This window comes from Streptomyces sp. NPDC091416 (genome assembly GCF_044756845.1).
Taxonomy (GTDB): Bacteria; Actinomycetota; Actinomycetes; order Streptomycetales; family Streptomycetaceae; genus Streptomyces.
This window is the reverse complement of the sequence record NZ_JBIVTU010000005.1, coordinates 109680-123475: the sequence shown is the minus strand read 5'-3', so window position 1 is coordinate 123475 and position 13796 is coordinate 109680. Positions and strand designations below refer to the sequence as shown.

Annotated in this window: 8 protein-coding genes; 4 read left to right on the top strand and 4 right to left on the bottom strand. The window is 71.0% G+C overall.

All coding sequences use genetic code 11. The features are described from left to right. The first annotated feature begins 426 nt into the window (after positions 1 to 426). The 4 genes from ACIQMX_RS16830 (at position 427) to ACIQMX_RS16815 (ending at position 5551) form a co-directional block, all read left to right on the top strand. Positions 427 to 2682, top strand: coding sequence for a glycosyl hydrolase family 18 protein (locus ACIQMX_RS16830; protein ID WP_402478679.1), 2256 nt, complete (start codon positions 427 to 429; stop codon positions 2680 to 2682). Positions 2683 to 2961: 279 nt separating this feature from the next. Further along, a complete protein-coding gene (locus ACIQMX_RS16825; RefSeq protein ID WP_363074232.1) occupies positions 2962 to 3795 on the top strand; it encodes a helix-turn-helix transcriptional regulator in 834 nt (277 codons plus the stop codon). After that, entirely contained in the window at positions 3792 to 4001 is a 210-nt protein-coding gene (locus ACIQMX_RS16820) for a DUF397 domain-containing protein (protein ID WP_363074230.1), read from the top strand. Before ACIQMX_RS16825 ends, ACIQMX_RS16820 begins: the two co-directional genes overlap by 4 nt. A 29-nt stretch (positions 4002 to 4030) precedes the next feature. After that, the gene (locus ACIQMX_RS16815) at positions 4031 to 5551 is read left to right on the top strand and encodes a hypothetical protein (protein WP_402478675.1); all 1521 of its coding nucleotides are present in this window, start codon (positions 4031 to 4033) and stop codon (positions 5549 to 5551) included. Positions 5552 to 5571: 20 nt separating this feature from the next. On the opposite strand, the gene ACIQMX_RS16810 is transcribed toward ACIQMX_RS16815, so the two are convergent. The 4 genes from ACIQMX_RS16810 to ACIQMX_RS16795 form a co-directional block, all read right to left on the bottom strand. Then, on the bottom strand, positions 5572 to 6213 hold the full coding sequence (locus ACIQMX_RS16810; protein ID WP_402478672.1) for a histidine phosphatase family protein: 642 nt from the start codon (positions 6211 to 6213) through the stop codon (positions 5572 to 5574). Between the two features lie 127 nt (positions 6214 to 6340). After that, entirely contained in the window at positions 6341 to 7240 is a 900-nt protein-coding gene (locus ACIQMX_RS16805; RefSeq protein ID WP_402478670.1) for an aminoglycoside phosphotransferase family protein, read from the bottom strand. A gap of 89 nt (positions 7241 to 7329) precedes the next feature. After that, positions 7330 to 11304, bottom strand: a complete 3975-nt coding sequence (locus tag ACIQMX_RS16800) for a hypothetical protein (RefSeq protein WP_402478667.1) — start codon at positions 11302 to 11304, stop codon at positions 7330 to 7332. 57 nt (positions 11305 to 11361) lie between these two features. After that, on the bottom strand, positions 11362 to 13578 hold the full coding sequence (locus tag ACIQMX_RS16795) for a hypothetical protein (RefSeq protein ID WP_402478665.1): 2217 nt from the start codon (positions 13576 to 13578) through the stop codon (positions 11362 to 11364). Positions 13579 to 13796: the final 218 nt, after the last annotated feature.

Here is a 13796-nt window from a genome sequence, read left to right as displayed (position 1 = left end):
GAACGCTCATGCCGGCCTGGAGCGGGGCCGGCCGGCGTCGCTCGCGGCGCCCGCCCTGAGCTCGCCACGTGACTGGCGGGCCGGCGGGGGCGGGGGGGGGGGGCCCCCCCCCCCGGGGGGGCGGCCCCCCCCCGACGTCGTGGTGCCGGGGCCGGCGGCGGGGTGCCGGGGCGATGGCGGGGTGCCGGGGCCGGCCGGCCCGAAATTGGTCTACACCAAGTTTCCCCCATATTCGGCGCGCGCCCTTGACCCGGCGCATTGGTCCAGTCCAATCTCGCGGGTGTACCGCCACGTGGCATGAACACTTAAAGCGCTTCCGAGATCCGGCCCGCCGCTCGGAGATGTCGCGGCGCCGTCCCGGCAACCGCGACGTCACGCGGGGAGATTTCGGTCGCACCGGCTCCCCGCACCCACGGAGGTAGAACCATGCCCGCAAGCCCAGCCGGCTCAGGAGCCGCGAGCGTCCGCGGTCCGGCAGCACGAGCAAGACGCAACGGAGCCCTGGCCGTCGCCGCCGTACTCGTCGCCTCGGGAGCCGCCCTGGCGGCCGTCCCGGGCCACGCCTCCGCCGCGGACTCCGAACTGCTCACCAACGCCGGGTTCGAGGCCGGATCCCTCAACGGATGGACCTGCACGACCGGTGCGGCGGTCTCCACCACCGCGCACAGCGGCACGGGCGCCCTGGCCGGCACCGCCACCGCGTCCGACACCGGACAGTGCAGCCAGACCGTGGCCGTGCGGCCGAACACGTCCTACACCCTGGCCGCCTGGGTCCAGGGCTCGTACGTCTACCTCGGCGCCACCGGCACCGGAGTCAACGCGAACGTCTGGGAGCCCTCCGCCCCGTCGTGGAAGCAGTTGTCCACGACCTTCCGCACCGGCGCAAACACCACGTCCGTGACCGTCTTCACCCATGGCTGGTACGGCCAGGGCACCTACCGTGCGGACGACCTGAGCCTGACCGGCCCGGACGGCGGCCCCACCACACCGCCCACCACACCGCCCACGACACCTCCGACCACGCCGCCCACCACACCTCCCCCGACCACGCCCCCGAACGGGCCCACGGGCGACGGCAAGGTCAGCACTCCCACCGGGCTCGCCGCGACCGAGGTCACCGGGAACGCGGCCGTGCTGAAGTGGAACCCGTCCACAGCCTCCTCGCAGGACGGAAGCGTGGCCTCGTACAAGGTGTGGGCGCAGAACCAGCTGGTGGCCACCTCCATGGGGACCACCGTCGCCGTGAGTTCGCTGCTGCCGCGGCACACCTACACGTTCACCGTGCAGGGATACAACGGCACTCACGCCTCGGCCCAGTCCACCGCGGTCACCGTGACCACCGGGGCGGCGCCCGCGGTGAAGCCGTACTCCTCCGCCTACTTCGACCAGTGGGGGATCTACGAGAACGCGTACTACCCGAAGCAGATCGGAACCAGCGGCGCCGCGGCCGGACTCGACGTGGTCACCTACGCGTTCGAGAACATCCACCCCACGACGCACAAGTGCTTCGAGGCGATCAAGGCCTCCGACGCGGGCAACGAGGACAATCCGAACGCGGGCGACGGTGCGGGTGACGCCTACGCCGACTACCAGGCCGACGTGTCCGCCGCCGACAGTGTGGACGGCACCGCCGACGTCTACGAGCAGCCGCTGAAGGGCAACTTCAACCAGTTGCGCGCCCTCAAGGCGAAGTACCCGAACCTGCGCCTGACCGTGTCCCTGGGCGGCTGGACCTACTCCAAGTACTTCTCCGACGCAGCCGCCACCGCCGCGTCCCGCAAGGCGTACGTCTCCTCCTGCATCGACATGTTCATGAAGGGCAACCTTCCGAAGAACATCCAGGGCGACCCGTCCGGCGGCGTCGCGTCGGCGGCGGGGATCTTCGACGGGATCGACATCGACTGGGAGTACCCGGGCTCGGCCGGAGGCCACACCGGAAACCACTACGCGCCCGCGGACAAGGCCAACTTCACCCTGCTGCTCCAGGAGTTCCGCACCCAGCTCGACGCGTACGGCGCCACGCTCGGCAAGAAGTTCCTGCTCACCGCCGCCCTCCCCAGCGGCCAGGACAAGATCGCCTTCCTGGAGACCGACAAGATCGGCGACTACCTGGACTACGCCGACGTGATGACCTACGACATGCACGGCGCCTGGGACGCCACCGGGCCCACCAACCACCAGGACCCGCTGCACGACAGCCCCGGCGACCCGGCCACCCCCGTGGAGCCCGGCACCGCCAAGTACAACCTCGACACGGCCGTCACCGCCTACACCGACGGGCTCCCGGAGTACGGGATCGCAGGCGGTTTCCCCGCCTCCAAGCTGGTGCTCGGCGTCCCGTTCTACTGGCGCGGCTGGACGGGTGTGCCGGCCGGCCCCGACCACGGGCTCTACCAGAGCGCCACCGGCCCCACCGCGGCGAAGCCACTGAGCCAGGAATCGGGGCTCGCGGCCTGGAAGGAACTCAGCCCCACCGCGGCCCAGACTCACTGGGACCCGGTCACCGAGAGCTCCTGGATCTACGACGGAACCAACTTCTGGACCGGTGACACGCCCCAGGCCATCAAGGCACGCGCCGCCTACGCCAAGAGCAAGGGGCTGGCCGGGATGTTCGCCTTCTCCCTGGAGAACGACGACGCGTCGGGCACCCTGCTCAACGCGATGACCGACGGCCTCGGCTGAGGTCCGCCCGCCCCGCGGCCCCCGGGCCCCCCCCCCCCCCCCCCCCCCCCCCCCCCCCCCCCCCCCCCCCCCCCGCCCCCCCCCCCCCCCCGCCGGCCCCCGCCGGGCCCGCCCGCGCCCCCGGCCGGCCCCGCGGCCGCTGCGCCGCCCGGACCGCGACGCACACCCGGCCGCCCGGGGCGCCGCCCCCGCCCGTTCCGCTTTCCGCGCGTCACCCGTGGGGGTGGGCCGGGGCCGTTCGCAGGCGCGGCAGGCCGGACCACCACTACATTCCGTGGCATGCCTCAGCCGAAGGACCTGGACCCGTACACCGACGCCCGCGCCTTCTACGGAGCCGAGTTGCGCCGGCTGCGCGAGGCGGCCGGGATGTCGCAGATCGAGTTGGGCTCCCGGGCGTTCTGTTCCGGTACGTACATCGGGCTGTTCGAAGCGGGGGAACGACGACCCCAGCTCGAACTGTCGCGCACCCTGGATGAGTTGCTGGGCAGCGGCGAGCATCTTCAGCGGCTGTGCCGTCTGGCGCGGGCGTCGAAGGTGGCGGGGTACTTTGCGGACGCGGTCGAGCTCCAGGCGCGGGCCTCGTCCATCGACAGCTACACGGCCATGCTCGTGCCCGGCCTGTTGCAGACCAGCTCCTATGCGCGGGCGCTCACCCGGGCGGCGCATCCCTTCGCCGCCGCAGAGGTGGTCGAAGGCCATGTCACGACGCGCATGGAGCGCGCCCAGCTCCTCGACTCGCCCGCCGCGCCGGTGTTGTGGGTCATGATTCACGAGGCTGCCCTGTTCGTTCCCGTCGGTGGGCGTGCCGTCATGTCCGAGCAGCTCAACCACCTTGCCGAGCAGACGGGTTCACGTCCTCGTGTCGTCACTCAGGTACTGCCGTTCTCGGCCGGGGCGCATCCTTTCCTGCACGCTTCCATGCTGCTGATGCAGTTCACCGACGCTCCGGCCGTCGTCTACACGGAGAGCGCCTACAGCGGCCAACTCGTCGAAGAACCCCTGCTGGTGGCGCAGTACAGCACCGCATACGATCTGGCCAGGGCTGCCGCGCTGTCGCCGGAGGCGTCCTTGGTCCGGATCGTCTCGGCGGCGAAGGAGTTCGCGACGCCATGACCACCACACCCGACCTGAGCACCGCTGCCTGGCGCACGTCGTCGTACAGCAACGGCGACGGCGGCGACTGCGTCGAGATCGCCGGCAATCTCCCCGGCATCGTCCCCGTACGCGACAGCAAGGCCGGCCCTCAGGGGCCGGCGATCACCTTCGCGAGGGCAGGATGGGCCCCCTTCGTCGCGGCCATCGGTGACGGCTCGCTCTGACGGGAACTCCGCCCATACCCTCGCGCGTCATGAAGTCCGTGACAGACACGGACGACACGGACGACATCGACGACATGGACGACATCGACGACATGTTCCTCGATGAACTCAGCGAGATCTGGGACGACATACGCAAGAACTACGACACCTCCGACAACAGCGCCTACGACCGGACGGTGCTCGACTGCGCCGCCGAGCTCGCCTCCGACCCGGGCGGCGACTCGGCCTACGTCTGGACGATCGGGCTGACGGTGATGGCCCCCTATCTCACCTGGCTGCCCGGAGCAGGCGTCGCAGATCAGGCCGCGGCGGTGATGGAAACCGCCGACAGGGCCCTGCGTGGCCGTGACTGCCCCCACGACTCGCATCCGTACCAGAGCCACGACGACGAGGAGGACGCCCACCTCGCCGAGCTGCTGCCCGCGCTCGCCGACGAGTCGGCCGACTGGGACGAGGACCGGCCCCGGAGCGAGTGGCGCTGCCCGCGCAACGCGGCCGGATTCGCGCGGATCGGTCTGGACATCATCCGCCCCGGATCGGTCACGGATGTGCCGCCCCGTCTGCCGCTGGCGGCCAAGGACAGCATCAGTACGCTGTCGGCGCTGCTGAACGGGTACCCGAAGCCGTGGACCGACATCAACGACGAGATCAGCAGCCATGCGCCGGAGCTGTCCGGCGCGGACCCGGCGGACCGTGCCGGACGTCTGATGGTGGTCAGGGCGGTGACCTGGTACGCGGTTTCCGGCATGGTGCGCAAGAAGTCCGTGCTCGACCACCTGGCCGAATCGGTTGAGGAGACGCTGCCGCACTTCGCCGGCGGCGACTGCGCCCATGACGGGCACCCGACGCTGCCGGACAGCGGGCCGGCCGCCGCGGAACTCGGCATCCGGCTGAGCAGTGCCGGCGGACGGGAGATCTACGAGCGTGGCCGCATCGCGTCCGGCGGGGACGCCCCGCTCGACGAAATGGTGTGCCCGGTCCTCATGGCGGAGATCGCGGACCAGACCCTGGCGCAGCTGCGCGAGCGGCGCGAGGAGCTCTTCGGGGAGCGCGACACCTCGCACGCCGACGCCGAGTACCTGCGTGCGGACGGCAGGCTCGACATCGAGAAGCTCGTGGAGCGGACTGCATACAAGAGCTGGAACGAGGAGCACGCCGACGATCTGGGTCTGTGGGCGGCCCGACGGCACGAGCGGTCCGACGGCCGGGATCGGGCCGTACTGCTGCTCGTGGCCCACCAGGCGGTGAAGATCTCGTACCCGAGCCCTCCGCTCTCCGTCGCCCGGGGCGTCCTGGCCACCATGCGCGCCGTCGCCGCGGCTCCCCTGCCCGCCGAGTGCCCGCACGTGGACGAACACCCGGCGCTGCCGCGCGCGGCCTTCCGCGCGGGCCTGGCGCACTTCTGGGCCCCGGAGGAGTACCCGCCGGGCGAGGGGTCCCTCAGCGCGGAGTCCTGGACCTGCCCGCGGTTCGCGGCCGAGGTCGCCGGGAAGTGCATCAGGGACCTGGAGGGCCTGTACGAGGAGGACGAGCTCGCCGGCGCGGTCTGAGGACAGGCAACCACGGCCCTTCAGAGCTGCGCGGTGTCCGGGACGGCGGTCGGGAACAGGCTCTCCGGCAGGGTCACGTTCCACGCGGTGATGACCGGCTGGCCGTGCTCCCTGCCGAGCCGGGACACGGCTCCCGTGGCGAGCTGGAACAGCGTGCCCTCGGCGGGAGTCAGGCCGAGGTAGCGGGCCGTCAGGACGCGGAGGAAGTGGGAGTGGGCGACGAGGGCGATGTCCTCGTCGCCGGCCCGTCCGGCGGCTTCCCCGACCTCGGCGAGGATCCGGTCGGCCCGTTCGCCCACCGCTTCGGGCGTCTCGCCCGGGTGCGCTTCCGGACCGGCCGTGACGCCGTCCGTCCAGAGGTTCCAGCTCGGCCGGGTCAGGTGGATCTGCTGCGTGGTGATGCCCTCGTAGCCGCCGTAGTCCCACTCACGGAGCTCGGGGGTGATGCGGGGCGCGGACAGCCCCGCGAGTTCGGCGGTGCGCCGGGCTCGTACGGAGGGACTGACCAGGGTGAGCGCGATGTGCCGGTCGGCGAGCAGGGGCGCGAGGGCGCGGGCCTGGCGTTCGCCCAGAGGCGTCAGGGGCAGGTCGGTGTGGCTCGTGTGCTGTCCGTTGCGGGACCACTCGGTCTCGCCGTGCCGGATCAGGATCAACTCGCCCATGTGAAGGCCATCCGCTCTCAGTGCTGTTACCGCTCACGTGCTGTCGATGGTGCGAACCCGCTGGTCCACGATCGCATTCCCTGCCGCGGCGGGGCGGGCGGGCGCGCCCGGGAGTGACCGGATGCGGCTACGCGCGCTGCCGCTGACCGGCGAGGATCTCCGCGATGACGTGCCGTGCGGTGCCGGCCATGAACGCGTTGGTCTCCCGGTAGTACTGAAGCTCCATCAGCGCGATCGAGAGCGCCCAGCCGATGCCCCGGACCCAGGACGCGTCGTCCGCCTCCACGGCGGCGCGGAAGGTGTCGCGCGCCCCGGCGGGCAGTACGTACCAGGCGACGATCAGGTCGACGGCCACGTCGCCCAGGCCGAGGCAGCCGAAGTCGATGACGGCGGTGAGCCGGCCGTTGGCCGTCAGCATGTTGCCCGGTTGCAGGTCCGCGTGGATCCAGACCGGCGGGCCGGTCGGTGCGGGGGCGCGCAGGGCCGCCTCCCAGACCCGGGCCGCCGCCCCGGTGTCGATCTCGGCGCTCAGGTCCGCGAGTGCCGCGCGGACCGCGGAGTCCCGGGCCGCGAGGCTTTCGCTGCGGTAGGACGGCGGCCCGCCGGTGGGGTCGACGCGGTGGAGCGCGGTGATGAAGCGGGCCAGGTCCCGGGCGAGCGGGGCGGCTTCGGCGGGGTCTTCGACGACCGGGCAACTGCCGTCGATCCACGCGTAGACGGACCAGGGCCACGGATAGCCCTCGCCGGGCACGCCCGCGCCCAGCGGTACGGGGATCGCGACCGGCAGCGAGGGCGCGAGGCGCGGCAGCCAGTGGTGCTCCTTGGCGGCGTCACCGGCCGAGCCCGCGGTGCGGGGAAGCCGCACGACCAGGTCCGCACCGAGCCGGTACATCGCGTTGGAGGTACCGGCGGCGCCGACACGCTCGACGGGGAGGCCGGACCAGCGGGGGAACTGTGCGGCGATCAGCCGGCGGACCAGGGCGTCGTCCGTCCCGGGCTCGTCGGCGTGCATCCGGTCTGCGCTCATCCCTGCCGTCCTGGAGCGGGTGGTCCTGCCTGTCAGCCCGCCATCCGACCTCAGCCGGGACGCACCCGTCAACTGCATTCCGGCAGGTCCTACACCTCCAGGTCGGCGAAGAGACCGATGAGCGCGCCGACGATGTAGCTCACGACGTCGGCGGTCGGCGCAACCCACGCCACGTCCGGCCCGCAGACGTCCTGGACGGGCTTGGTGCCCGTTGGGGAGCAGATGTTGGCCAGCGGGCCGAGACCCGAGCTGATGGCGGACAGAACGCGGTCGGTGGTCCAGTCGCCGCCCTCCACGCAGTCGCCGACGATGTTCACGACAAGATCGATCAGGCCGAGCAGCATGTTGAACGTCGACAGGGCGAACAGCTTCAGCGCCTCGGAATCCGACGGCGTCATGCCACCGAGACAGTTGTTCAGATAGAACGTCTTGAAGAGCTGCCAGCCGATCGTGGACAGGGTGGCGAAGAGGGCTCCGACGGACCAGTCGGCGATCGGCCAGGCGTTGAGGCTGTCCAGGGGAAGCGGGACGGTCAGCGCGACCGACAGCACGTTGAGGCCCATCCCGAACGCGGTGACCAGACCGCCGAACTCCTGCCAGCCGCCCGACCACGAGTCGCCGGCCGCCGAGCACACATCCATGTACATGAGGCAGAAGCCCTCGATGACACTGCACAACGCCCCGCTGACGTAGTAGATCGACTCCCACGGCCCGGTGACATCGGGACCGCCGTCGCCGGAGAGGTGCGGCGAGGCGGAGACCGGGGGCCAGGTCAGGCTCGCGGACTGCCCTTCGACGATGGTGCCGATGACGTGCACGGGCACGGCCGCGAGCAGCGTGAGTCCTTCTCCGACGGTGATGCTCCCGACGAGCGGGTCACCGGCGAGCAGGGCGAAGAAGTTCCAGCCGAGCAGGAGCGGGAGGGCCAGTGGTCCGGTGAGTTCCGTCGTCGAGAGGAACTCCTTGATGTCCTCGACGCAGTCCAGGATCAGCCCGAGAATGTCGACGACCACGACATCGAGCAGGGCGAGGAAGGCCTCGATCAGTTCCTCGGCGAGCGTCGCGAGGAGGCCTCCGATGCTGACGTTCTGCCACTGGCTCGGGTCGGAGGGGTCGATTTGGGTCTTGATCCATGCCACGACCTGCTCCAGGGCCTTGCCGAAGGTCTGGAACAGTTCCTGCGCCGCGTCCGATGCGAACAGTTCCTTGCAGAACTGCCAGAACGGGTCGGGGTCGTCGCTCGCGCCTTCCTTGCCGGACTCGGCGAACCGGCGGCCGAGATCCTCGATGAGCTCGCTGAAGGTGCGTGGGGTGGGGCCGGGGAGCGCTTGGGCCCCGCCGGCGTCACGCGTGCTGCCGCTGCCGCCGGCCGCCGGGGGAACCGCGCCGAACGTCTGCTGGGTCAGGTAGTGGGCGTGCGGGCTCGCCGCCAGGTCGGACGGCGAGACCGCTGTGCCGCCGGTGCTCGTCCTCGCGATCGGGCTGGTGTTGCCCGTGACGCCACTCGGCACGGCGTACTGCTGATACGTGGGAGTGGTGCCCAGCGTCTGGTGGGAGCCGATACCCGTGGCGGCGGATCCGAACCAGCTCTGGATGTCGCCCGTGAGATCGGAGAAGAACGTGCCGCTCGGACCGAGGTTCCGCTGGGCGTTGGTCAGGGCCGCGGCCACGGCGTCGATGGTGTCGTCCAGCGCGGCGGCCAGGGCCTTCTGGCAGGCGAAGACCGCCTTGCCGTCGAACAGGGCCTTGAGGAAGTCGATGACGTCCTTGATGTACGCCTCGATGGCCGAGAAGACGGCCATGACGACGTTGACCGCGTCCTCGATGCCCTCGATGATGATGCTGCCGATGTTGACGATCGCGTCACCGATCCTGACCGCGAGCTGCACGATCCCGTCGACGAGGTTCGCGCCGAGGTGGTACACCTCCATCGCTGCCGACTTGATGCCCTGCCAGATGCTGTCCGCGATGCTCTTGATGTCACCCCACAGGCTCTCGCCGATGACGGTGTTGTGGTGGGCCAGTTCACGCCGGTAGGCGTCGGGATCGTAGAACTCCTGGTAGCGGGGCCGGCCCGTGACGAGGTCGCGGTTGATGATGAATCCCGCCAGGGCGCCGTCCCCGCCCTCCGCGGACGAAGGGGCCTGATTCTGCTGACCGGTTCCCTTGGCCATGAGGCTCTGGACGGCGGTGTGCGCCTGGTCCGCGGTCATGACCGGGCTGTCGCCCTGCACGCCGGGGAAGAGACTGCCGGCTCGTTGCGGGTTGGGGTTCTGCGCGCCCGCGATCGTGTCGGGGGTGAAGGTCGTGTTGGCGCTGCCCAGGTACGGGAGCGAGCCGGTGGTGCCGAGGCATCCGTTGCTGACGCCGTCGGAACTGCCTGCGAGGTAGGCCTGCACCGGGGCGGCCGGGGCCACGGCCCGCGTCTCGAACGCGGGATCGTCGTCGGCGGCGGCACCGGCCTGGCCCGGCACGTCGGCGAAGGTGAGGGTGGCCGGGGCGAAGTCGTTCGCGACGAGGGCGACGGTGGCGGTGCCGGCCGCTGTCGTGGTGACGGTGGCGGACTGGCCGTCGCCCGGTCCGATCACCTGGACGGTGCCGTTGAGGACCGCGCCGGTCACCGTCGAGGCGGTGACCTCGATCTGCCGGTTGCCCACCGGCAGGCCGTTGACGTCAGTGAGGGTGAACTGGGTTCGGTACGTGGCGAGTTCGTAGGTGCTGACCTGGGCGAGCGCAGGAGTGTGGCTCATCCAGCCGCCCGGACCGGCATCGGTGGCCGGGTTGAGCTGGCGCAGCCTCAGTTCGCCTGCGGCGTTGGCGGTGAACAGGGTGGGCGGGTCGCCCGGGAAGAGCGACGGATACAGCGCGGAGCAGCCCTCGTTGACCCCGCCGCTGTCGGTGGAGCTGCCGGCGATCGGGACGCTGGGTGCCCACTGGATCGTGTACCTGTCGGGCGCGGAGCTGCTGGTGAAGTAGCCCGTCTGCGCCAGGAAGAACAGGTTCTCGTCCGAGTCGGCGAAGAACACCGAGGTCATGCCCGCACTGTTGGTGACGGCCTGGGCCTCGGTGATCGTGCCGCTCGTGTTCACGGGCAGCACGATGCTGCCGTACTCGGCGTCGTAGAGGAACGGCACACCGTTGACGTCGACGTAAAGCGGCCGGGAGCCGTATTCGGTCCCTTCCCAGCAGACGCCGGCGAACGACCGGGCCGCCGTGACCGGTGGGGGTGAGACCGGTGTGCCGGTACTGGAGTACGGGTCCTGGTAGATCAGGTCCGGGCTGTTCCGCCGCTGGAACGAGGTCAGCGACGTGCCGGCAGGTGACGACCCGTCGGCAAAGACCATGACCCAGTTGCCGAACTCCCCGGGGGTCGGCAGCAGGGTCCAGTCGGAGTAGGGGGCGTCCCAGCCGGGCCCGTCCCAGATCTCGCTGGCGCCGTTCCAGCTGTCTCCGTCAAAGCTCAGCATCCCGTAGACCAGGTAGTAGTCGCGGCTCACGGTGTAGACGATCGGGAACGGGCCTGCGCCGGTGGTCGGGACAGGGCCGTTGTCCGGTCCCTGGACGGCCGGATCGTAGTAGGCCACCTTGAGCGTCGCCGCCGGCTCCGGGAACGGGAACTCGAGTGTCTCCGAGGAGACGTCGCCGTCTCCGTCGAGCCAGCCGTGCCAGATGGCACCGGACGCCTCGCCGCGGTCCTGCAGGGTGCAGAAGAAGTGGGGGAGCCCGCCGGCCATGCACGCCACGACCGAGACCGGCGTGCAGCCGTCCGGGATGCCGGAGATCGGCGTCAGGGTCCAGCCGTGCACTGCGGAGGGGTCCTGGGCGAGGTGGTTCAGTGCGTAGCTGCCGTTGTTCGATGTCCCGTCCGAAGCGGTGTCCGTGATGACGAAGGCCTCGGCCAGCCCGTTCTTGAAGGGGTTGCAGAACGTGCCGACCCAGGGGGCCGCGCTCTGCGGAAGGTCCTGGTCGAGGCTGACGATGACGCTGTTGGTGTTGACGGCGTCCTGGATCAGGACGCTGCTGACCTGCGCGCTGAACGGCATCGTGGGACAGGGCGTGCTCACGGGCGGTCTCCGGAAGTTGGCGGCGGCTTCGGGGGCGGAGCGGCGGTCGTCGCGCGGTCAGCCGGACGGCGGGACGGTCCAGAGGTCGTTGCCGTGGTCGTCGACGACGCAGAGCGTGCCGGGGGACTTGTCCACGATGAGCTGGGCGCCGTTCACGCCCGCCTTCCAGATGGCTGTGCCTTGAGCGTCGAGCACGTACAGATCGCCGTCGGTGGTGAACACGGCGCCCGATCCGGGCTGCGACCAGTAGTCCGTTCCGGCCTGGTTCCACAACAGCAACTGCTGCTCCCGCATCAGCAGTTGAGTTCCGTACCGTCCGGTCATGCCGGTGCCGGGGGTGAACCACCAGCCGGGAGGGCAGCCGGTGGTGCCGTCGCTGCCGGCCGGGGGCGGGCCGGCCCGGAAGACGAGAGCGCCCGCGGACGTGATCTCCAGGCAGGGCTCGGGGCTGCTGGACAGGGTGAGGGTGTCGCCGGGGCTGCCCCCGAAGCCGGCGGAGCTCCACACCGTGTTCGCCCCGGTGCTGTCGTAGACCTCCAGTACGCCCGCCTCGGTGAACGCGGCGGAGTGCCCGGGGGTGTTGCCGTCAGTCCCGTCCGTGCCGGTGCTCCAGACCGGCTGACCGGACCGGTCGAGCAGGACCAGGCTGCCGTCGGGCTGCATGACCAGTACCACTCCGCCGGCGGCGATCTGGGCGCCGGGGGCGATCGGGGTGCCGGGTGAACACGGGGCCTGCGTACGGTTCGAGTACCAGAACGGGTAGCCGTTGCCATCGACGATCTGCACGCTGGGCGGAGCGTCGACGATCCTGAGGCTCGCCGTACCGGAGGTGGTGCCGGTACCCGATGCCCAGGCCGTGTCGCCGGACACGTCGATGACGGTCAGGTCGCCGCTCCGGGTCAGCGTGGCACCGCCGACGCCGTCGAGGGCCACGGACCACACCGGACTGTCGCCGGCGGTGAGCAGCAGTCCGGTCGACTGGACGGTCAGCCTGGTGTTCAAGGGCGTGCTGACGCTCGAACCCGTGGGCAGCGCCGTGCCGGCCGGGACGGGGCTGACCGGCTCGACGGGCGGCAGCGGGTCGTTCTGCCGCACCTGGAAGCCGGCCCACTGGCCGGTGCTGCCGGGCAGTGTGGTGCTGTAGCTGCCGGGTCGGCCCGAGGGTTCGTAGAGCCAGAGGCTCCGGTCGTCACCGACGACGAACAGGGCGGGGGCGTCACCCGGCACCTGGTCCGGGGCGATCTGCACGGGGTCGGTACCGGATCCACCGGCGTAGATCTGCGAGGCCGGGCCCATCATCGGCGTCTGGGCGTCGAAGCAGGTGCTGATCTGCGGGACGGCGTAGACGCTGCTGTCGGCGCCGATCAGGTACACGGTCGTGTTGAGGCCGGCCACGGACTGTCCGGCGACGGCCAGCCGGCACCCCAGATTCGGCACCGGCAGCGCCATGGCCCCGGTGAACCCGGCGGGCCAGACCATCAGGTTCCGCTCGCCGTCCGGCTGCTCGTCCAGGTAGACGCAGGCAGGACTGAGGGGCTGCCCCGCGGAGTACGCCTGGGTCAGCGCCACGAGCCCTCCCGGGAAGACGCCGCCGGCCACACCCGCCCTGCCGCTGAGCCCGGGAGACCCGAGGGTGTGCCACGGTGTCAGGAAGGCGTCCTCCCCCGAACCGGACAGCTGTGTGACGCCGGGCGAGCCGCTCCGGTTGAAGACCACGTTGAAGTGCGGAAGGCCGCCCGTCGCAGTCGCCGCCTCGGTCGGCGTCAGCACCGTTCCGTTGCACTCGGGCGCGAAGTCCGTTTCGCAGAAGAGCTGGTACGGGGTCCACGCCTCGCCGTCGAACGCGGTGACGATCAGGGAGGAGGAGTCCTGTGCGCCGTACAGGACCGGGCGCGGCGGGTCGTCTCCGACCGGCGGGGAATAGGCGACCCTCAGTCCGTTGACGATCGGCACCCGCCCCACCGGGCACCGCGGCGAGTCGCTCCAGCCTCCCCCGGTCAGCTCCAGCTGTCCGAGCGACCCCGAGTCATCCGTCCAGAACACGTTGACCGTGGCCGGGTCCCCGGAGCACCCGGTGACGGCGACGATCCCGCCTGCCTGTCCGTCGCCGAGCGTGTACGGGCCGCCCGGCAGGTCGGCCACTCCCCAGCAGACGCCGCCGTTCGAGGTCAGGTACCGCAGCACCCCGGACGCGTCCACGAACACCGCTTCGACCGCCCCCGATCCCGCAGGAGCGCCGCAGGCCACCGTGGACGGGTTCCGGAACGCCGCCACCGGCGAGAACCCGCCTCCTTGCGAAGGGGACCCGACACTGACCGGCGAAGCCGTCATCGAAGTGTTCACAGGCTTTGTCTGACATAACGCCATCAGCCTGCGTCCGAGCGACGCGCCCGGGACGGCCATTACAACGTGACGCTACGTCAGTTCCGCTCGACTGGCCTCGCGGCCCCTCCGCTCCGACGCACCCGGCGCCGGGACGCGAAGGGGCCGCG